Source organism: Terriglobia bacterium, assembly GCA_020072845.1.
GTDB lineage: Bacteria > Acidobacteriota > Terriglobia > Terriglobales > Acidobacteriaceae > JAIQGF01.
The window spans coordinates 102137-122204 of sequence record JAIQGF010000010.1 but is presented as its reverse complement, the minus strand read 5'-3'; the positions used below and the strand labels follow the sequence as shown (position 1 = coordinate 122204).

At 62.8% G+C, this 20068-nt stretch carries 17 protein-coding genes and 1 pseudogene; 6 read left to right on the top strand and 12 right to left on the bottom strand.

Translation table 11 applies throughout. From position 1 onward, the window contains the following. The first annotated feature begins 79 nt into the window (after window positions 1-79). Window positions 80-586 carry a hypothetical protein gene (locus LAN70_11350; protein ID MBZ5511749.1) on the top strand — a complete coding sequence of 169 codons (507 nt, stop codon included), beginning with the start codon at window positions 80-82 and terminating at the stop codon, window positions 584-586. Between the two features lie 51 nt (window positions 587-637). Here LAN70_11350 and LAN70_11345 read toward each other — a convergent pair whose 3' ends face one another. From LAN70_11345 to LAN70_11320, 6 genes are all read right to left on the bottom strand, one after another. Next, window positions 638-1360: an FAD-dependent oxidoreductase gene (locus LAN70_11345; GenBank protein MBZ5511748.1), complete on the bottom strand. Its 723-nt coding sequence runs from the start codon at window positions 1358-1360 to the stop codon at window positions 638-640. A gap of 265 nt (window positions 1361-1625) precedes the next feature. Beyond that, window positions 1626-3848 carry a HEAT repeat domain-containing protein gene (locus LAN70_11340; GenBank protein MBZ5511747.1) on the bottom strand — a complete coding sequence of 741 codons (2223 nt, stop codon included), beginning with the start codon at window positions 3846-3848 and terminating at the stop codon, window positions 1626-1628. Window positions 3849-4154: 306 nt separating this feature from the next. Continuing rightward, window positions 4155-6029 carry a glutamine--fructose-6-phosphate transaminase (isomerizing) gene (glmS, locus tag LAN70_11335; GenBank protein ID MBZ5511746.1) on the bottom strand — a complete coding sequence of 625 codons (1875 nt, stop codon included), beginning with the start codon at window positions 6027-6029 and terminating at the stop codon, window positions 4155-4157. A 142-nt stretch (window positions 6030-6171) separates the two neighbouring features. Further along, entirely contained in the window at window positions 6172-6417 is a 246-nt protein-coding gene (gene purS, locus LAN70_11330) for a phosphoribosylformylglycinamidine synthase subunit PurS (GenBank protein ID MBZ5511745.1), read from the bottom strand. Between the two features lie 161 nt (window positions 6418-6578). Beyond that, the gene (locus LAN70_11325; protein ID MBZ5511744.1) at window positions 6579-7349 is read right to left on the bottom strand and encodes a LytTR family DNA-binding domain-containing protein; all 771 of its coding nucleotides are present in this window, start codon (window positions 7347-7349) and stop codon (window positions 6579-6581) included. A 191-nt stretch (window positions 7350-7540) separates the two neighbouring features. Next, complete coding sequence (locus LAN70_11320; protein ID MBZ5511743.1) at window positions 7541-8719, bottom strand: acetyl-CoA C-acetyltransferase; 1179 nt, start codon at window positions 8717-8719, stop codon at window positions 7541-7543. Window positions 8720-8836: 117 nt separating this feature from the next. Here LAN70_11320 and rlmB point away from each other — a divergent pair, with 117 nt between their 5' ends. Then, window positions 8837-9610 carry a 23S rRNA (guanosine(2251)-2'-O)-methyltransferase RlmB gene (gene rlmB / locus LAN70_11315; protein ID MBZ5511742.1) on the top strand — a complete coding sequence of 258 codons (774 nt, stop codon included), beginning with the start codon at window positions 8837-8839 and terminating at the stop codon, window positions 9608-9610. A gap of 35 nt (window positions 9611-9645) precedes the next feature. Further along, on the top strand, window positions 9646-11367 hold the full coding sequence (locus tag LAN70_11310; GenBank protein MBZ5511741.1) for a hypothetical protein: 1722 nt from the start codon (window positions 9646-9648) through the stop codon (window positions 11365-11367). 579 nt (window positions 11368-11946) lie between these two features. On the opposite strand, the gene LAN70_11305 is transcribed toward LAN70_11310, so the two are convergent. Beyond that, window positions 11947-12273 carry a hypothetical protein gene (locus LAN70_11305; protein MBZ5511740.1) on the bottom strand — a complete coding sequence of 109 codons (327 nt, stop codon included), beginning with the start codon at window positions 12271-12273 and terminating at the stop codon, window positions 11947-11949. Window positions 12274-12317: 44 nt separating this feature from the next. Here LAN70_11305 and LAN70_11300 point away from each other — a divergent pair. Continuing rightward, window positions 12318-12467: pseudogene (locus LAN70_11300) on the top strand (integrase core domain-containing protein). A gap of 115 nt (window positions 12468-12582) precedes the next feature. Beyond that, complete coding sequence (locus LAN70_11295) at window positions 12583-14025, top strand: MBL fold metallo-hydrolase (protein MBZ5511739.1); 1443 nt, start codon at window positions 12583-12585, stop codon at window positions 14023-14025. 14 nt (window positions 14026-14039) lie between these two features. On the opposite strand, the gene LAN70_11290 is transcribed toward LAN70_11295, so the two are convergent. From LAN70_11290 to LAN70_11275, 4 genes are all read right to left on the bottom strand, one after another. After that, window positions 14040-14816: a class I SAM-dependent methyltransferase gene (locus LAN70_11290; GenBank protein ID MBZ5511738.1), complete on the bottom strand. Its 777-nt coding sequence runs from the start codon at window positions 14814-14816 to the stop codon at window positions 14040-14042. Window positions 14817-14937: 121 nt separating this feature from the next. Next, complete coding sequence (locus LAN70_11285; protein MBZ5511737.1) at window positions 14938-15936, bottom strand: class I SAM-dependent methyltransferase; 999 nt, start codon at window positions 15934-15936, stop codon at window positions 14938-14940. After that, on the bottom strand, window positions 15933-16985 hold the full coding sequence (gene trpD, locus LAN70_11280; protein ID MBZ5511736.1) for an anthranilate phosphoribosyltransferase: 1053 nt from the start codon (window positions 16983-16985) through the stop codon (window positions 15933-15935). Before trpD ends, LAN70_11285 begins: the two co-directional genes overlap by 4 nt. A gap of 22 nt (window positions 16986-17007) precedes the next feature. Then, window positions 17008-17448: a thioesterase family protein gene (locus LAN70_11275; GenBank protein ID MBZ5511735.1), complete on the bottom strand. Its 441-nt coding sequence runs from the start codon at window positions 17446-17448 to the stop codon at window positions 17008-17010. Between the two features lie 117 nt (window positions 17449-17565). Between LAN70_11275 and LAN70_11270 the strand changes: the two genes are divergently transcribed. Further along, window positions 17566-18084, top strand: a complete 519-nt coding sequence (locus tag LAN70_11270; GenBank protein MBZ5511734.1) for a hypothetical protein — start codon at window positions 17566-17568, stop codon at window positions 18082-18084. A gap of 33 nt (window positions 18085-18117) precedes the next feature. Here LAN70_11270 and LAN70_11265 read toward each other — a convergent pair whose 3' ends face one another. Next, window positions 18118-19920, bottom strand: a complete 1803-nt coding sequence (locus LAN70_11265; protein MBZ5511733.1) for a hypothetical protein — start codon at window positions 19918-19920, stop codon at window positions 18118-18120. Window positions 19921-20068: the final 148 nt, after the last annotated feature.

Genomic DNA, 20068 nt, shown 5'->3' with positions numbered 1-20068 from the left:
TGGGACTCGGGACTCCATAAAACCACTGGCATCGCGAGCGCAAGCAGTACTAAACTCACGTCACTCCGGGAGGGACGGCATGTCCAGACCTTGGGAAGCGCGGTTGTGGCAGGCGTTGGGCTTGTTCGTGGGCGTTCTGGGCGGGCTGTTGCTGGCGTACACCTTCGGGCGGTACGGATTGGCCTCGCTGGATCACGCGGCGCTGAAATACGGGATGGCTTCCTCGTTCCTCATGATGGCGGGGGCAGCCGCATTCCTGGCCGGGCGTGCGCTGCACGTGGAAGAGACGCACCTGACGCGCAAAGAGTCATGGTTGTGGATTCTGCTGGCAGCGGTGTGCCTGATCGGTGGGGCGGCGATCGTGATCTTTGCCAGGGGGCAGCACAGCGCATCCATCGTGGACCAACTCGCCATGGGAATTGCGGGCGCGTTCTTCATGATGATCGGCGTGCTCTGCCTGGTGGGACAGCGCGTCATGAGTCACATGCATGAGGCGTGGGTACTGAGCGCGGAAGAGCGGGAGAAAATTGATCGGGAAGAACGGGCGAGAGCTGATCGGGCCTATGGTATGCATGATGATCGGTGAGTCGATAGGCAAAGGCGAAGAGATTACCGACTACCCACTACCCAAGAAGGCTCAATCAAATCTTTCGTACAGAATCGACTTCCTGTCCCACCCCAATTCTTTCAGCAGATCGCGGTTAGCCAGCACCATGTCCTTTAACCCGCAAATGTAGGCGTCCATGCCGGTGCGGCCCTGGGCGAGCCGGCGGACGTGCTCCTGCACGTAGCCGCGGGCACCCGTCCAGCCCGGGTTTTCGCGGCTCAGCGTGGGAATGTAGTGGAAGTTGGGGTGCTCGCGCGCCAGTTGCAGGAATTCGTCGTTGTAGTAGAGGTCGGCCTGGTAGCGCACGCCGAACACCAGCCAGAACTCGCGGCCGCGATGGCGCGATTCCTCGGCAAACAGCCACTGCAACATGCCGCGCAGCGGCGCAATGCCGGTGCCGGTGCCGATAAACAGGGAATCGCGCACCGGGTTCTTGAGCACGAAATAGCCGTGCGGGCCGTGGAAGGGGACGGCTTCTCCCTCGGGAAGATCGCACAGGAAGTTGGAGAAGAAGCCCTCGGAGACGCGGTTCAGGCAGAGGTCGAAGGTGTTGTTGCCGCGCGGCGGCGAGGCGATGGAGTAGGCGCGCGTGATCTCGCGGCCGTCGTGCGGCTCCTTCATGGAAACGAATTGCCCGGCGGTGAAGTCGAAGCGGGGAACTTCTTCGACCGCGAATTCCAGGTGCCTGGTCTCGCTGGTGAGCGGGACGGAGCGCACCAGGCGGGCAGTGAGGAGCTGGCGTTGGGGGTTCATCTATCTGGTTTGATTATCGCGCTGCGCTGTTCGTTTCACGAACAGCGGGCTATTGGCAATTAGCTGTCAGCGGTTAGCCAGACCGGAATCGAGCCGCGGGCGGGGGCGCCCGCGCCGGCACAGATTTCGTGGCCCACAAACAAAAGCCCCGGCGAGGGCGCCGGGGCCTACGGTCTAAATCCTAAGAGCTAATCGCTCTAGCGCTACCAAGCCTTTTTCCCCTTTCTTAAGACACCGCCAACGCTAGCCGCCAGTCTCGCCACAGTCAGACTTCTAGCCCACGCCTTCCTAGCTCCTGCCGGGCGAGATCCCTTACTCGTGAGCAATCAATAGGGCGCTCTGCTTCGATTTCAACTCTCTCGCAGTGGTCCCGATCAAGGTCGTCATCAGACTCCCTGTAGCCATAATACTGGTATGAATACACAGGTATGTCCTTAAGGCCACCAACCCGGCGCAGGTCTTCTGCGGCCACACCTGTGGCACTGCTTGTCAGAACCACGTACAGCGTGTCGATGGCTGACCGTGGTATCTCCCTAGCTGAAAAGTCCTCACCAGCACCTACCGACTCAATTTGCAGAACGCTGATCAACGGCACCACAGCGGCGGCCCCCGTGTTCGCAAGCTCACCCCAGTTTCTTCTTGCCAGAGCTAACCATGCACGTTGGACATCATTGGCTGGTTGCCAGCCAAGTGAAGCAAGTGCTCCCGCTACAATCCAGCTGAGACCGCGGTCACTAAGCAAGGGCGTGAGCGTCTCGATTACGGCGGAGCCCCCGATCTCCACCAGCGCCTCTACCGCTTCGTGCCGCGCGTAGTCATTCTCCTTGAGTGTCGCCACCAGTGGCTCCATGGCCCGCGGGTCACCGATGTTCCCAAGGGCCTTGGCCGCTGCGCACCGTAGCTCGCAATCCCCGCCCTTGAGCATAACGAGCAGCGGCTCCACGGCCCGCGCATCGTCGAGGTTGCCCAGGGCCTCCTTCGCTGCCCGCTGCACGTCTGAGTACCCATCCGCGACTGCCGCTGCCAGCGGTCCAAGCGCGCGTCCGTCGCCGATTTCCCCTAGCACTGCAGCCGCGTGCATGCGTACATCTGCGTCCTTGTCCCTCTTGAGCGCCGCGACCAGGGTAGGAACGGCGCGCTTGGCGGCCTCGGATTTGGCCCAGCCCCGGTCGATCCGTTCCAGTGCAGACCTCGCTCCCTTCCGCGCGTCCTCGGCACTGTGCCTGAGCGCCGCCACCAGCGCGGGAACGGCTCGCTTGGCGGCTTCGCACTTCGGCCAGTTTGCGTCGATTCGGTCGAGTGCCGCCCCCGCAGCCTGCCGCATGTGTAAGTCCTCGTCTCCGAGTGCCGCCGCTAGCGGCTCTACCGCTCGCCCGTCGGCAATCTTCCCGAGCGCTTCCGCCGCGGCCAGCTGCACATTCGAGTCGTTGTACGCGAGTGCTGCCACCAGCGTGGGAACGGCTTGCTTGGCGGCTTCGGATTTGGCCCAACTGGGGTCGATCTGGTCGAGTGCCTGAGCCGCGGCCTGCCGCACGTGTTTGTTCTTGTCCGGGAGAACAGCCACCAGTGACCCGACGGCTCGCCTGTCGGCAATCTTCGCCAGGGCCTCCGCTGCCGCCTGCCGCGCGTCTGTGTACGCGTGCTGATCAGTGAGCACCCCCATAAGCGGTTCGACCGCCCGGGCGTCGCCAACGCTGCCCAGGACTTCCGCTGCTGCCCACTGTTTCGCCCTATCCTTGAGTGCCTCTAGTAGCGTGGGAACGGCCCGCTTGGCAGCTTCGGATCTGCGCCAGTCGGGGTCGATTCGGTCCAGTTCTGTCGCAGCTTCTCGCCGCACGTCAGAGACGCTGTCCTCCAGTGCCGCGACCAGGGGCTCTACCGCCCGGGCGTCACCGATCTTCCCCAGGGCTGCCGCCGCGGTCTGCCGCACGGCGGAGTTCTTGTGGTTGAGGGCCTCCAGCACGATGGGAACGGCTCGGCTAGCGGCTCTTGACCTCGCCCAATTCGGGTCGATTCGCTCGAGTGCCTCCGTCGCTGCCTTTCGCACATCTGACTCGTGGTCGCCGAGCCCTGCCATCAGCGGCTCCAACGCCCGAGAGTCGCCGATCCTGCCCAAAGTCTCCGCCGCTACCTGCCGCACCCGGTACTCCGTGTCCCTGAGTGCTACCACCAGCGGTTCCACAGCCCGGGTGTCGGCTATTTTCCCCAAGATCTCCGCCGCCGCGCGCCGCATGCCACAGTCCTCGTTCCTTAGTGCCGCTACTAGGGCTGGAACCACTCGCTTGGCAGCTTCAGACCTGGCCCAGTTGGGATCGATCCTGCCGAGTGCCTCGGCCGCCGCCTCCCGCAAGATTGAGTCCTTATCCAGGAGCGCTGCCGCCAGCGGCTCCACCGCCCGCGAGTCTCCCGATTGGCCCAGCTTTCCGATCGCTGTCGCGCGCGTGTTCAGGTTCTCTGACCTAAGCTGTCGCAATGTCCACCACAGCATCGCTCACCTCCTTTCACCTTGGATCTGTGGCTGCCTGAAGTGTTGGGGGGAAGAGTGAACGGGCCGAAGTGAGAGAGCCTCTCATAAGCTCCTCCGGACGGAAAAAGGGCTGTGGCCGGGTCCTTGCGGGGCGAAAGGCTAGGTATGAGGAGGGCGACCCGTACCGAAGCTCCGGCCCACCATAAAGGGTCGACGTATCGTATTGCAGCCCTGTCTCTCGGTTTCAGTGAGCGTCGTCACGGTCCCGAGTGACCCGGGGCCTAAGGTCTAAATCCTAAAAGCTAAATCGCTAATTGCTAATCGCTCTTATTCCACCGTGACCGATTTTGCCAGGTTCCTGGGCTGGTCCACGTCGCAGCCGCGGCGCACGGCGATGTGGTACGCCAGCAACTGGCACGGCACGACTTCGAGAATCGGCGAAAGCAGTTCCGGGGCCGGCGGCACATACACCACATGGTCGGCGGCCTCGCGGATGTCCTCGTCGCCTTCGGTGGCGATAGCGATCACGCGCCCGCTGCGCGCCTTCACTTCCTTCAGGTTGGAGAGCGTCTTTTCGTAGCGCATCTGCGAGCCCGGGTCCTTGGGATCGCAGGTGGCCATGATGACCACGGGAAGGTCTTCGTCAATCAGCGCGTTGGGGCCGTGCTTCATCTCGCCGGCGGGATAGCCTTCGGCGTGGATGTAGGAAATTTCCTTCAGCTTGAGCGCGCCTTCCAGCGCGATGGGGTAATGAATGCCGCGTCCGAGGAAGAGGAAATCCTGCGCGCGATGGAATTCCTTGGCCAGGTCTTCGGCCTCTTCTTCCTTGGCCAGCACCGACTCCAGCTTGCCGGGAATCTTGCCGAGTTCCCCGATATACATGCGCGCTTCATCCTTGCTGATGGTGTTGCGCAGGTTGGCCAGGTAGAGCGAGAACAGGAACAGCGCCGTCAATTGCGCGGTGAACGCCTTGGTGGAGGCGACGCCGATCTCCGGCCCGGCATGGGTGTAGATGGTGCCGTTGGCTTCGCGCGTGACCATGGAACCGACGACGTTGCAGATGCCCACCGTCTTGGAGCCCTTGGCCCTGGCCTCGCGCTGGGCGGCGATGGTGTCGGCGGTCTCGCCCGATTGCGTGATCAGCAAGGTCAGCGCGTTGGCAGCGACGATGGGATCGCGATAGCGCCACTCGCTGGCGTAATCCACTTCCACCGGGATGCGCGCCAGGCGCTCAATCATGAATTTGCCGGCCTGGGCAGCGTGCCAACTGGTGCCACAGGCGGCGATGTTGATCTTTTCCAGCTTGGTGAATTCGGCCTCGGTGATCTCCATCTCCTCGAGGAAAATCTTGCCGCTGTCGAGGGAAACGCGGCCCAGGGTGGTGTCGCGGACGGCGCGCGGCTGCTCATAAATTTCCTTGAGCATGAAATGCTTGAAGCCGCCCTTTTCTGCCATGATCGGGTCCCAGGTGACGTGCTGCACCTGGCGCACGATGGGATTGCCGTCAAAGTCGCTGAGCTGGACGCCCTCAGGGGTGATGACCGCGAGATCGCCGTCGGCGAGGAAGAACAGGTCGCGGGTGTGATACAGGATGGCGGGGACGTCGGAGGCGACAAAGTATTCGTCCTTGCCCAACCCGATGACCGCCGGCGGGCCATTGCGCGCGGCGACGATCTTGTCTTTCTCATCCACGGAGATCACGGCGAGCGCCCACACGCCGTGCAGTTCCTTCACCGTCTTGCGCACGGCCTCTTCCAACGAGGGACGCGCGCCGCCGTTGTGCGGCTTGAGGTGCTTCTCGACCAGGTGCGCGATGATCTCGGTATCGGTTTCGGTGGAGAACTTGTGGCCTTCTTCGGAAAGCTTCTTCTTCAGCGTGAGGTAATTCTCGATGATGCCGTTGTGCACGACGACGACGTGCCCGGTGCAGTCGCGGTGCGGGTGGGCATTTTCCTCGGTGGGACGCCCGTGCGTGGCCCAGCGGGTGTGCCCGATGCCGTAAGTGCCGTCAAGCGGCTTGAGGCGGATGACCTCTTCCAGGTTGCGCAGCTTGCCCTCGGCGCGGCGGATCTGGAGGCCTTCGCCGTTGCCGGCCACCGCAATGCCGGCGGAATCGTAGCCGCGATACTCGAGCCGGCGCAAGCCGTCAATAATGACCGGCACCACGCGCTTCTTGCCGACGTATCCAACAATGCCACACACGTGATTACCCTCGACAAACAGGCTTCAGGCTTCGGGCTTCAGGCTTCAGGAAATGCGCTCCAGGCTGGAGCTCGAGCCCGCAAGATCATAGTAATTGGATTCTCCGGTGAATCGATATGATTCCGCCACGTTACGAACGTAATTAGTGTGGCTCCAGGGAGTACCGGAACTCCTCGATGACCGGGTTGGTGAGCACCTCGCGCGCCATGCGCTCCACCTCCTGGCGGGCTTGCGCTTCGTCGAGGCCGTCGAGGGTCACCTCGAAATACTTGCCCTGGCGGACGTCGGATACGCCCTGATAGCCCATTTTCCGCAGCGCGCCGTGAATCGTCTTCCCCTGCGGATCGAGCACACTCTTCTTGAACGATACGTACACGTAGGCTTTCATGGGTGCTCAGATTATACAGTTTCGAGTTTCAGGAGGCGGGTTCTGGGTGGTCGGTTATCGGTTATCGGTCGCGAAGGGACTTTACACAGGGACACAGGGAACGCGCAGAGATTTCGGTTCTCCTCCTACCGAAAACCGACAACCGAAAACCGATAACTGTCCTACAGGCGGAACAGTTCGCGGAGGCGCTTGGTTTGGGCGCGGCTGACGGGAATTTCCGACTGCTTCTTATCGTCCATCCGGAGCTGGTAGGAGCTCTTGAACCAGGGCACGACCTCGCGGATGCGGTTGATGTTCACCAGGAAGGAGCGATGCGCGCGCCAGAAAAGTTTGGGGTCGAGCGAGGACAGAAGCTCCTCCAGCGTGCGGCAGTTGGACTGGCCTTCGATCTGGGCGGTGACCACGGTGATTACGCCGTCTTCGATGGAGGCGAAGCAAATGTCCTTCTGATCCACCAGGAAGAGGCGTCCGGCGGCCTTGATCAGGATCTTCGCGGGCTGGTGCGGCTTGGCTTCCAGGCTGCGGATCAGGGTTTCCAGGCGCTCAGCCGGAACCCCGGCGGAGGCGACCTTGGCCTTCGCCTTCTTGACCGATTGCGCCACGCGCGCTTTGTCGAACGGCTTCAGCAGGTAATCCACGGCGTTCACTTCGAAGGCTTTGACCGCGTACTGATCGTAAGCGGTGGCGAAGACAATCTGCGGCAGCGGAACTTTCTTGTCCATCAGCTTCTTGATGACCGCGAAGCCGTCGAGGCCGGGCATTTGCACGTCGAGGAAAACGAGGTCGGGCGAGTGTTCCTTGATCAGGTTGACGGCTTCGACGCCGTTCTTGCCCTGGGCGACGACATTGACGTCGTCCACGGATTTCAGCAGGAAGGCAAGCTCGTCGCGCGCGAGCTGCTCATCATCAACAATGACTGCGGATAAAGGCATCACACCCCCACAAACGGACAATCCAGTATAGACAGCGCCGGTTGCGGGGTGCAACCAGCGCAGCGGACAGTGCGCCCTAAAACCATTGCCGATTGCCGATTTTCGATTGTCGATTTCGTCCGGAGCGCGGCCAATCGGCAATCAACAATCGACAATCGGAAATGGTGTTGTTGTTTAAGGGGTATTGGGAGTTAAACGCTCTCAATGGCCAGCGCCATGCCCATTCCGCCGCTGACGCACAGCGTCGCGATGCCGCGCTGCGCTCGTCGTTTCAGCATTTCGTGGAGGAGCGTCACCGTGATCCGCGCGCCGGTGCAGCCGATGGGGTGGCCGAGCGCGATAGCGCCGCCGTTGACGTTGAGGCGGTCGCGGTCGAAATGGATTTCACGGTCGCACGCCAGCACCTGCGCGGCGAAGGCTTCGTTCAACTCGATGAGGCTGGCGTCGGCAGGGGCGACACCGAACTTGTCGCGTAATTTGTGCAGCGCGGGCACTGGACCGATGCCCATGTAGCGCGGGTCCACGCCCGCCGAGGTGGCGCCGATGATTCGCGCCAGCGGCTTCAGGTTGTGCTGCTTCACGAATCGCTCGGAAGCGAGCACCACGGCGGCGGCGCCATCGGTGATGCCGGAAGCGTTGGCGGCGGTGATGGTCCCATCCTTGCCGAAGGCCGGCGGCAGCTTGGCCATCTTCTCCAGGGTGGCGCCGAGGAAGGGGTGCTCGTCGCGGGTGACAATCTGCGTGCCCTTCTTGCTCTCGATGGTCACGGGCGCGATCTCGTCGTTGAAGCGCCCGGCGTTGAGCGCGCGCTCGGCGCGCTGCTGCGAGCACAGCGCGAACTGGTCTTGCTCCTCGCGCGTGATTTGGTATTTCTGCGCCAGAAGTTCGGCGGTCTCGCCCATCACCATCTTGGCCATCGGACAGAGGAAGCCGTCGCGATACATGCCGTCCACCAGTTCGGCGTTGCCCATGCGCAGGCCCCAACGGGCGCCGTCGAGGTAATAGGGCAGGCGCGACATGGACTCGGTGCCGCCGGCGAGCACGCACTCCAGGTTGCCGTGGGAAATCTCCTGCCAACCGAGCGCGATGGTCTTCATGCCGGAAGCGCAGGCCTGGTTGACGGTGTAAGCGGGGACAGAGTCCGGCATGCCGCTGCGAATGGAGATTTGGCGCGCGGGATTGGGGCCGCCTCCGGCCTGGCGCGCGTTGCCGAAAATCGTCTCGTCCACTTGCTCAGGGCTGACGCCGGCGCGGTCGAGCGCGGCCTTGGCGGCGATCACGCCCATGTCGACAGCGGTCAGGGAGGCCAGCGAGCCGCCGAATTTGCCGATCGGCGTGCGCGCGGCGGAAAGGATGAAGACGTCGTTCACAACTCCAGTCTAGCAGCAGCATTTAGCTCTCAGCTATCGGCTCTCAGCTTTCAGCCCGGTTTGGCTGATGGCTGATCGCTGACGGCTGAAAGCTATTCCAACTGCTAGACTCTACCGATGGCCGTCATCTACGGCATCAATGCGGTGACCGAGGCGCTGAAGGCACGCGGGCGCGCCTTCGAGTACGTGGCGGTGGCGCGCGAGAGGCACGATCAGCGAGTGCAGCGCATCATTGCCGAATGTCGCTCGCAAGGGATCGCGGTTCGTTCCACGCCGCGGCAGGACCTGGACCGGTTGGCCGGGGGGCCGTCGCACCAGGGCGTGGTGGCGGTTACGTCGGAAAAAGACTACTCCGATGTGGACGATCTGCTGGCGCAGCGCCGCGGCAGGTATGCGTTCATCGTCGTGCTCGATGGCGTGGAAGACCCGCACAACCTGGGTGCGATCATCCGCACCGCCGACGCCGCGGGCGCGGACGGCATCGTGATTCCGGAACGCCGCGCCGCGGGTGTGACCGGCACAGTGGCCAAGGCGTCGGCGGGGGCCACGGAACATTTGCCCATTGCCAAGGTCACCAACGTGAGCCGCACGGTGGAGGAACTGAAGCGCAAGAACGTGTGGACCGTCGGCCTCGACGAGCGCGGCGACCGGTCGTACGACGAGATTGACTACAACATGGATTGTGCGCTGGTGCTCGGCGCCGAAGGCAAGGGCCTGCACGAGCATGTGCGCCAACACTGCGATTTCGTGGTCAAGATCCCGATGCTCGGGCAGGTGCCGTCTCTGAATGTGTCGGTGGCCGCGGGAGTGGTGATGTATGAAGTCGCGCGCCAGCGAAGAAAAAGACAATCAACCACAGAGAACACAGAGGAACACAGAAAAACACAATGAGAGCCTTTCATTCTGTGGTTTTTGATTTTGCTCTTTTGCTTTGTGTCCTCTGTGCCCTCTGTGGTTCAGCTTTCGGTGTTGATCGCACGGCATTCACGTTTATCCAGTACGACCTGGAAGTTCGCATTGATCCTGAGGGGCACGCCATCGCCGCGCGCGGCAAGGTGCGGCTGCGCAACGACTCGAATGCGGCGCAGCGCAACCTGACGCTGCAGATTTCCTCGTCACTCACCTGGCGGCTGATCGAGTTGAATGGCAAGCCGTTGCAGTATGTCGCGGGGCCGTACACCACCGACATTGATCACACGGGCGCGGTCACCGAAGCCGTAGTGACGCTGCCGTCCGCGGTGCCTCCCAAGGGAACTCTGGAACTCGACCTCGGCTATGCGGGCGAGATTGCGCCGGACACCACCCGGCTGACGCGCATCGGAGTACCCGCCGAAACCGCGGCCCACAGCGACTGGGACCAGGTGGCGGAGCCGGTCACGGCCGTGCGGGGCATCGGCTACGTGGCGTGGTATCCGGTCTCGCTGCCGGCGGCGAGCGTGTCCGACAACTCGCTGTTTGCGGCGCTCGATGATTGGAAAAGGTCGCAGCACGATACAAACATGCGCGTGAACCTCTGCTGGGTGGGTGAAAGCGAGTTGACCACGGTCGCGAACGGCAGGGCTGAAGGTGTCTCCCGGCACGCCATGGGTGCGGGTGAGGATGCGGCGACCGCCCTGGGCTGCTCGATGTACACGTTTGCGCCGGTTGCGACGACGGTGCCGGCCTTTGCGGTGGCCGAGTACGCGGCGCTCACGCGGCCCGATACCAACGTGTACCACCTCTCGCCGCAAGCTCCGGCGGCGCAGGAATATGCGCTGGCGGCGGAAAAAGTTTTGCCGTTCGCCAGCGAGTGGTTCGGCGCGCCTAGGACGAAGGTCCAGGTGGTGCAACTTCCCGACATCGGCGACTTGCCGTTTGAAAGCGGCCCGATGCTGTTTACCCCGCTGGAATTGACCGACCGCAGCGCCATCCAGCTCCGCATGATGCACCAGCTGGTGCATGCATCGTTCAGCTCGCCGCGGCCGTGGATCGAAGAGGGCCTGGCGCATTTCGCGCAGGCGCTGGAGCGGGAGCGACAGGCAGGCCGCGCCGCCGCGCTGGCGTACATGCAAAACTTCCTGCCGGCACTGCAGGCCGCGGAAGCCGGGGAGGCGCAAGTCTCCGAGCCGCAAACCCTAGAGACCAGGGCCACACGAGCTGCGCCGGGTCTGATCAACTCCACTGACGAGGTCGTGTATCGCGTCAAGGCAATGTATGTCTGGTGGATGCTGCGCGACATGGTGGGCGAGGCCGCGCTGCAGCAGGCGTTCAAGAAGTACCGTGCGCTCGACGACAAGGACACCGCGTACATGCCGCACCTGATTGAGCAGGCGGCGAAGCGCGACCTGGAATGGTTTTTCGACGATTGGCTTTATCGCGATCGCGGGCTTCCCGATTTTCGCGTAGATTCCGTTTTCCCGCGCACCACGCTGAACGGGACGTATGTGGTCACGGTTACTTTGGCCAACGATGGCGACGCGGCGGCGGAGGTGCCGGTATTCGTGCGCGCCGAGGGCGGCGAGCGCACCAAACGCATGCTGGTGAAAGGGAAGAGCAAGGCGGTGGACCGGGTCGAGGTGCCGACCACGCCGAACGAGGCGGTGGTGAATGATGGCAGCGTGCCAGAATCGAACATGAACAATAATGCGATGGCGGTCGCGCCAAAGTAGAGCCGACCGGCGGGACCGTACGAGATTCAGCGCGGGGCGAAGCCCGGCCCGGGCGCGGAGCAATCGCAAGGTGGGGCCGCTTTTATTGGATGAACTCAGCGGGGTGGCGCGTGAGACTGACGGCAGCCTTAAGGAGCAGTCGTCCGGGGTTTGAGTGCAGCCTACTGACAAGCGAAAACTTCCAGCGAGCCGGAACCTCCGTTGCGCCAGAACTCCCTGTCCACGGGTACTCAACGTTATCTGGCCTTCGACCGTTGTCGTCAACCTGCGGGTGAAGGAGATCTATTTCCCGGCATAGTTCTCGAATCGAGGTCATATCGCGCCGTTCCCCAGACCCGGTGCGGCGCCAGTGCTCGGAGACGAGACGTGGCAGCACTTTTGCGATAACGTTGTGCTTTGTTCGCAACTCATCAGCACCGGCTTGAGGCATCCACAAATACGCCTTGCAGAGTTTCTCCAGCCACATCTGAAGATAGTGCAACCGGTGACTACTTGGCAGTGTGCTGGCGGTCAGAAAATCATACACATCAAGATCCGAACCAGCCTGTGCCGCGAATGCCTCGCTCCAGGTTGCCATGCTCAAGCCGGAGCTGGGTAGAGTTCATCACCGAGGCGCCACCCATCCGGTAGGGACAAAGCCCCAGCGCGAATCTTTTCAAACTCCCCTTCCGTAACTTCGATCACGACCGACGGGAAAGGAATCTGTGGCGGATCGGCGCTGAACGCGATGGGGACAATACCCGACGGCGACGTGTCTGGGTTGACCTCCAGAAGCTTCACCGGTTCACCCGCGTCCTGCTCTCGATCAGCGATGACTCGAACGATGCGGCTGATTCCCGGTTCGACTTTTCGGTGAGCGCCAGCGAGCTTTCTGGCAATTTCGGTCTTGTCTGGCGTGTTCGGCATACTGATTGTCCTGTAGCGGATCATAGCATGGTCACAAAAGTGTCCTGCGTCCCGCGGCGCAGTACCGCACCGTCGACGACGAGTGCCTGAACATCCAGCCGCTGTTTACGATGAAGTCGCGCAGCCGGGCATTGGACGAGTTTCTCTGGTATTACAATCACGAGCGGCCGCATCTCAGCCTGGGCGGTAAACCTTCTTCCAACGAAGGGAAGAGGTCTTCCACCCGGCGAAGGCGTAAATTATGTCCTGGTCCAGCACAGCCAATCGCTAGCTACTTCCAGATACAATCGCGCTGTTCGGGAGGCTTCCTTGGCCTACATCCAGTTTCTCGGCGCTGCGGGCGTGGTCACCGGCTCCAAACACCTGATCAACACTTCCTCGAACGGCAGCGACGGTGACGCTATTCAAGTGCTGATTGATTGCGGGCTCTTCCAGGGCCAGAAGGAATGGCGCGAGCGCAATTGGCAGGACCTTCCGATTCCGGTGCGCGATCTCGATGCCGTGATCCTTACGCATGCGCACCTCGACCACTCCGGGTGGATTCCCCGGCTGGTGAAGGAGGGCTTCCAGGGGCCGATCTACGCCACGCCGGCGACGATTGACTTGTGCTCCATCCTGCTCCCCGATTCCGGACACCTCCAGGAAGAAGACGCGGCGTTTCACAACAAGCGCAAATCCTCCAAGCACTCGCCCGCGCTGCCGCTGTACACCTCGCAGGAGGCGGAGGACTGCATGAAGTTCTTTCGCCCGGTGGACTTCGGTCAAACCCAGCAGTTGCAGCCCGGCTTCGCGTTCCGCTTCGTCCGCGCGGCGCACATTGTCGGATCGTCCATGGTGGAGATCACGCTGGGCGCGCGGCGGCTGTTGTTCACCGGCGACATCGGCCGCGTGCGCGATTCGCAAATCGCTCCCGGGCGCGTGGTGCACTCCGGTCCGACGGAGGGCGAGAGCGCCGACCTGCTGGTGATGGAATCGACGTACGGTAACCGGCTGCATCCCACCACCGATCCTCGCCCGGAACTGGCGCGGCGGGTGCGTGAAACGGTGCAGCGCGGCGGCTGCGTGATCGTGCCCGCGTTCGCCGTCGAGCGCACGCAAAAGCTGCTGTTCATGGTGAAGGAGCTGATGGAGTCAGGCCAGGTCCCGCGCGTGCCGGTGCACACCGACAGCCCCATGGCCATCCATGCGGTCAACATTTTCCTGAAGCACACGGAGGAGTTCGGCGACGAAACCAAACAGCTCATCGCGCGTTACGGCTCGCCGCTGACCTGGGACGGATTTTATTTCGACGCCACGCCGGCGGATTCGAAGAAGATCAACGACAGCCACTACCCGATGATCATCGTCTCCTCCAGCGGCATGGCCACCGGCGGCCGCATCCTGCACCACCTGACGCAGCGCCTGCCGGACCCGCGGAACCTGGTGATGTTCATCGGATTCCAATCGCTGGGAACGCGCGGATTCAGCATCAAGAACGGCGCCAGGGAAGTGAAGATGTACGGCGACATCGTCCCGGTGCGGGCGCAAGTGGCGGCGCTGGAGCAATTCAGCGATCACGCCGACACGCCGGAACTGCTGGAATGGCTGCACACATTTCCGAAAGCGCCGTCGCAAACCTACCTGGTGCACGGTGAACCGGCGGCTGCGGCTGCGCTGCAAACCAGCATGACGCAAGAATTGCGCTGGCAAGTCCAGGTGGCGCAGTACATGCAGAAAGTGCCGGTGAGCATCGTCGAGAGCGCGGGAAGCTAGCTGCCGTCGCGCGGCTAATACGGGTTGCGAATTCGCAAGCCTCGCAGGCGCAACCACCATCGGTACAGCCGGTAATGCGGGTAAAACGGAGCTTCAAAGAAATCGGAGGGCACCTGGCTGCTGCTCCTTTTTCGATAGGCCTGGATGGAGCCCCAGACCTGATTCGCCGGGTTCCACCGATAGGTCGCCTTGAACCACGGATGCATGGTGCTGAGCGTGGCCGGCCCGCCCAGGAAATCGTAGGGCTTGTGGGTCTCCAGGAACCAGCACACGTGGCGAATGGGAGGCATGCAAACGTCGTCGAAGACCAGGACCCCGCCGTCGTTCAGGAGAAGATCGGAATAGTAATAATCCACGAAGGCGTAATCGAACGAGTGCCACCCATCGATGAAGATGAAATCGAATTTGCGGCCTTCCGCCAGCAGCGCGGGAAGTCCAAGGTGGCTCGGTTTTTCGATCAGCGTGAAGCGCTGCTGCAGCCCCGCCCGGCGGACCATTTCGACGCCAATGCCGGAGTAGCCCGACTCGTATCCGGTTTGATTGGGGTCGATGGCGATGTGTGTCCTGTCACCGCCAAGTTGCTCGAGCTTGGAGAGGATCGCCAGCGTCGAGACACCCGTCGCGCAGCCGACTTCGAGCGTTCGCCGCGCATCCACCAACCCGACAAGTTCCTGCAGCTTGGCGCAGGAGGCGGAGCTGATTTCGCCGCGCACCTTTTCCGAGTCGCCACGGCTGTTCCAGACGTTGCGCGTGGTCAGGACCTGCTGTAACACCTCTCCGACAATTTCCACCGACATTCCTCCTGGACCGGGTACGGCGCTTCCCTTGTGGGTGAGTATTGATTCCGTTGCGCTGCGATCATTCTATACAAGGTTCTGAGGGCCCATCTGCCGTGCCAGGGCGATTGGCCGCCTACGTTCCGGCCGCGGAGCGAACGGCGCCCGGCGAGTTGCCGGCCATTCGCCGAATCCACAACGAGCCCGGCGCGGCGCCGCGATGTCCGGCGTAAACCGGCGCCGCGCGCGCCAGCGCCTCGCGGTGGTGCGAATTCAGGTAGTTCAGCGCGAGCACGATTTCAAATTCCGCGTTGAACGCCAGGAACGCCTGCACCAGGTACTGCTCGGTCCAGAACAGCTTCAGGTCGCGCGACCATGTCGGCGGATATTCGAACGGAATAAAAATATCGTGCACATGCACCAGCACGCCCGGCCGCAGCCGGGGCACGACCTCGAGATACTCGAATACGACATCGCCGCCGGTGCGCACCACGTGCGAAGAGTCAATGAACAGAATGTCATTTTCGCGCAAGCTCTGGAAGAGCGCCGGATCCAGATTCTCGACGCGATCCCGGATCACTTGCGTAAGCCCGAGATTCTCCAGCCAGGGCGCCGTATACGGCTCGATACAAATGTGCTCGGCATCGTGGCCCTCGGCGCGGTTCCGGTCCAGCGCCGCCTTCGCCAGCATGGTTGAGCAGCCCGAGCCGATCTCGATCATGCGTCGCGGCTTGAAGTGCCGGATGATGCTGTACAAAATCTCCGCGTCGCCGGGACCGAACATTCCGTTGCCATAGCAGAAGCCGGCCCGGATATCGCCTTCGATTGGGAATTGCCGCAATTCTTCGCCGTAGCAAAAGCGCTCCAGCAATGCCAGTTGGTGTTCGGCGCGAAGATCTACGCCTGGCAGTGCGCTTTCGCGCGACCAGGTTGCAGGGGGCAGGGCGGTGGCATCGAAAACCGGGCTATAAAAGTGGAAGGTAAGCGGCAACACGCCGCGCGCGTTCCAGGCGCGAAAGCTGCGCGGCAGGTTTTGCGGTCCCCAGCGCCACTGCAGCCTGGCCAGACCGGCAGCCAGGGGCGCGAGCATCGAACCGCACAAGTCAACCAGCTTCAGCGTCAGTCGGGAGGTCATGATGATCTGCTGGTGAAGCGCACCAGCGCGTCGAGCTTGGCGCGAGCGGCGCCGGAATCGAGAGAAAATGCGGCCCGCAGAATGCCGTCCTGCATGGTGGCCACGCGTCCGGCGGCGACCAGCGCCGCGGCGGCATTCAGCAGCACGACATCGCGCCGCGCGGACTCCTTTCCGTCGAGGATCTGGTGGATGATGGAGGCGTTTTCCCGCACGTCGCCGCCGGAGATGGCTTCCAGCGGCGCGCGCTTCAGCCCAAACTCCTCCGGCGTGACTTCGTAAGCGCGCACGCTGCCGTCCCGCATTTCCGCCACGCGCGTCGGGCCGGTGATGGTGATCTCGTCGAGCCCGTCGTTGCCGTGCACCACCAGGGCGCGGCGCAATCCCAACATCGCCAGCGCCGCCGCGAGTTTTTCCACCAGGTCGGCGGAATAGACACCGACCACCTGGGCGGAAGCATTGGCGGGATTGGTCAGCGGGCCGAGCAGGTTGAAGACCGTGGGAAGGCGCAGCTCGCGCCGCGCCGCTTGCACGTGTTTCATCGCCGAATGCATGGCGGGCGCGAACAGGAATGCGATCCCGACCTGCTTCAGGCAGGCGGCGATCCGCGCCGGCGGCAGCGTGATGTCCACGCCGAGAGCTTCGACGACATCGGCGGAGCCGCACTTCGAACTGGCGCTGCGGTTGCCGTGTTTCGCCACGCGCACCCCCGCTCCGGCCACACAGAGCGCGGTGGCGGTGGAGATGTTGAAGGTTCCGCTGGCATCGCCGCCGGTGCCGCAGGTGTCCACCAGCGCGTCGCGCTCGGTGCCGCTGACGTCGAGCGCGGAACCCCTGGTGAGCGGAAGCGGCGTGGCGGCGGCGCGGATGGCCTCGGCGAAACCGACGATCTCATCCACCGTCTCGCCTTTCATGTGCAGCCCCACCAGCAGCGCGGCAATCTGGACGTCGGTGGCGCCGCCGGCCAGGATTTCGCTCATCACCGCGCGCGCGTCCTGGCGCGAGAGCGACTCGCGATGGTTGGCGATGCGGTGAATGGCGTCGAGGATCATTGCCGAGACTGGATTCGGGCTCTCACTTGGCTCCCATCGCCGCGGCGCGTTCTGCCTTGGCGGCCAGCTTGCTGTTGAACTTGGCGGCATCAATCACAAAGCGCTCATGTGTGCCTTCTGAAATCTTGTCAATGCCGTCGTCGGCGTTCACCGAGAAGCTGAGCTTGCGGCCCTCCACACTTTCCAATTTCACGCGAACGGTTACGTACATGCCGGGCGGGGTGGCGGCAGTGTGGCTGAAATTCACGAGGGTGCCGACTGACTGTTCGTTGGGCCAATCGAGGTGCGGGTTGATGGCCTGTATGCACGCCCATTCCAGCAGCCCAACCATAAAGCCGGTGGCCAGCACTCGCGGCATCACCTGGAATTCCTGGGCTTCCGGGTAGAGATGTGGCACGGTCTTGGTCTCCGGCACGCGGAAGCGGAACTCATGGGTCAGTCCCGGCCGCAGCGTATCTTTCATTCTCCGCCTCCCTGGCAATGCGACAGTCAGCGATTATCGCATCCCGGCGGCGGGATTCAACTGCTGCGCGCTCTGCGGCCGCTCCGCGTATAATTCGCCGTCCTTGTGGAGGCCGTTGTGCGCCGATGCATCGCAGCGATCCTGGTGCTGTCCACGACCATGGCAGTCGCCCAGGAATTGCCGAAAGACCGTTGGGCAGACTGGCAGCCGTTCCTGGGCACTTGGGAGGGCGCAGGCGGCGGAGGACCGGGCCAAGGCAGCGGCAGTTTCACTTTTTCTCCTGAACTGCAAAGCGCGGTGCTGGTGCGGCACAACTACGCGCAGTATCCCGCCACCAAGGACAAACCGGCGTACCGCCATGACGACCTGATGGTGATCTATGCGGATCCGTCGGGCAAGAAAACGCGCGCCGATTATTGGGACAATGAAGGGCACGTCATCCATTACGTCGTCGAGTTTACCGACCACAAGCTGGTGATGGTGAGCGAAGCCGGGCAGCCCGGGCCGCGTTACCGCCTGACCTACGTGAAGACCGGCGACAACGATCTGAAGCTGACGTTCGAAATCGCGCCGCCGGAGGCGCCGGAAAAGTTCACGACCTACATTGAGGCGTCGGCGAAGCGGGCGAAGAAGTGAGTTGCGAGTTCCGAGCTGTGAGCTAGCAGTGACTTAGTGCGGCTGCACGGGCGGAGATTGCGCCTGGGCGGCCTTGTCTGCGATGGGAGATTTCGCGGGCGTGGTGCTGGAGGCGGCGTCAGGTGGGACCGCAGGTGAACCAGCGGCGCGCGCCGGTGCAGGCGTGGGTGCGGGTTTCGATTTTGGCGGAGGCGGCGGGCCTTCAAAGCGCCGCAGGCAGGCGCGCAACAGGCCGAGGCGTAGGACGGTGCGACTGGCGCGATCGTCAACCTGCTGGATAGAAGCGGCGACGTATTCCGGGTCCGTGTCGAGCACCGCCGGATTAAGGTCCACGATACGAAGTTCGTCGCCCATGGGGGGATACACAATGCCGATTTTCTTTGGCTCGCGGGGCTTGACGCGGCCGATGCCCGCCATGGCTTCGGCCAGCACGTGTGTGGTTTCGCTGGGCATGTGTTCGGCGTACAGGTTTAACAACATCAGGAAAGGACGCCAGTTGTCCTGCGGGTCCCATTTTTCCAGGGCGGCGCGGGCCTGGCCGAGGAAGGCGAGACCGAGCGACTCGTCCTTTGCCTGGAAAACCATGGATGCCGCGTTGAGCAACATCTGCGGGCGGTCTTCTTCCGGGGTGTGGTCGAGGATGCGCTGCATGGCGACGGTGTCGTGCGCCTTGTACGCGGCGGAGAGCGCCTGCGAGGCGAGGATACTCCGCATCGAGCCGGAGATTCTCCTGCGTTCCTCAGGCGTGAGACTGTCGAAAATATCCACCGCGCGTATGGGGTCCGATTGTTGAAGCTTAAATGCGGCCTGGACCTTCATCATGCTGCGGGTGTTGACATCGGTCTCGTCGTCGGCTGCACGCATTAATTCATCGGAAGTGCCCGTGTATTTGCCCGTGAGCTCCGAATCCACCGTCTTTCTTATCATCGGGGGCACCTTCCCTGTGCACGATTCAATGGCGGCACGCACCTGGCCAGCAACGGCGGGCGGAAATTTGGAGATGAGCCGGGCGGCAGTCAGCGAGGCGCGGCAGATGTTCTTTTGATCTTCTTCGCTCTGTGGCGGGCGCAGCATGGCTTCGGCGACGACGGTCAAGATGGCGGAGCGGAGTTCTTCCGGCACGGGGACTTCCTGAGGTTCGATGTCGTCGAGCGCGGCGTGGGAGATTCCCTCCAGCATCGCGGGATCATAGTCGGCCCGGGCGGCGGCGATGGCTTCGCGCAGGAATTGGTCGCCAGTGGCCGGGCTGGCGTCGTGCAGGTTGATGTACGCGATTTCAATGTGATTGCCGGCGCGCATCTTGATGAGCTGACGGGCGAATTCAAGCGCGCGGCCGGGATCTTCTTCGGCAATTTCCCTCGTGGCGGTTGTGACATCGCCCAGCAACTTCATCCGATCGAGCGAAGACAGTCGGTCTTTCTGTTTTTCGCTCTCATCGGTGAGCAACTTGAGCACGCGATCGGAAAGGCCGCGGTCGAGAGGAGCGGCGATGGTGAGCAGCACGCGGGCGGCGCCGAGCCTTGCCTTGCGATCGTCATCCGATTCCTGGTTGGGAGAGAATTCGATTCGGCTGACCGCGTCTGCCAGCCAGAAGCGCGCGCGCTTGGGATCGGATTTCCACCAGATGGCGGCGAGGCGGCCGGGCAGGATGAGCTCCTCGCGATAGGGCAGGTGGAATTGATCTCCGCGAATGGCAGAGGTATACCCGAGGGCGCGTTGCATCCATGGGGCGCGCGGGTCGGCGGGCTTGGCAGCCGTCACGCCGGGAGTTTTAGCGAAAGCTGCAGGCGCGACGATGGCGACAAACAATGCAACGGAACAGAGCGCCGAGCGCATGGCGAATTCCTTCCGGCGCGGGATACTTTGACCAGAGCATACTCGCCGGCGGTTGCGAGCGGCAAGTCGCAGGCGGCGTTCGTCACGCATCGCTGTGACATTGATCCCGGGCTGTTATTCGATTTACGCAGCGCGCCGGGTTTTATAC

Coding starts and splice junctions, on each gene's coding strand:
- trpD (MBZ5511736.1), bottom strand. CDS start 16,985: ATGATCCTCGACGCCATTCACCGCATCGCCAACCATCGCGAGTCGCTC.
- LAN70_11345 (MBZ5511748.1), bottom strand. CDS start 1,360: ATGAACCCCCAACGCCAGCTCCTCACTGCCCGCCTGGTGCGCTCCGTC.
- LAN70_11275 (MBZ5511735.1), bottom strand. CDS start 17,448: ATGAAAGATACGCTGCGGCCGGGACTGACCCATGAGTTCCGCTTCCGC.
- LAN70_11285 (MBZ5511737.1), bottom strand. CDS start 15,936: ATGACCTCCCGACTGACGCTGAAGCTGGTTGACTTGTGCGGTTCGATG.
- LAN70_11325 (MBZ5511744.1), bottom strand. CDS start 7,349: ATGCCTTTATCCGCAGTCATTGTTGATGATGAGCAGCTCGCGCGCGAC.
- LAN70_11265 (MBZ5511733.1), bottom strand. CDS start 19,920: ATGCGCTCGGCGCTCTGTTCCGTTGCATTGTTTGTCGCCATCGTCGCG.
- LAN70_11340 (MBZ5511747.1), bottom strand. CDS start 3,848: ATGCTGTGGTGGACATTGCGACAGCTTAGGTCAGAGAACCTGAACACG.
- rlmB (MBZ5511742.1), top strand. CDS start 8,837: ATGGCCGTCATCTACGGCATCAATGCGGTGACCGAGGCGCTGAAGGCA.
- LAN70_11305 (MBZ5511740.1), bottom strand. CDS start 12,273: ATGCCGAACACGCCAGACAAGACCGAAATTGCCAGAAAGCTCGCTGGC.
- LAN70_11350 (MBZ5511749.1), top strand. CDS start 80: ATGTCCAGACCTTGGGAAGCGCGGTTGTGGCAGGCGTTGGGCTTGTTC.
- purS (MBZ5511745.1), bottom strand. CDS start 6,417: ATGAAAGCCTACGTGTACGTATCGTTCAAGAAGAGTGTGCTCGATCCG.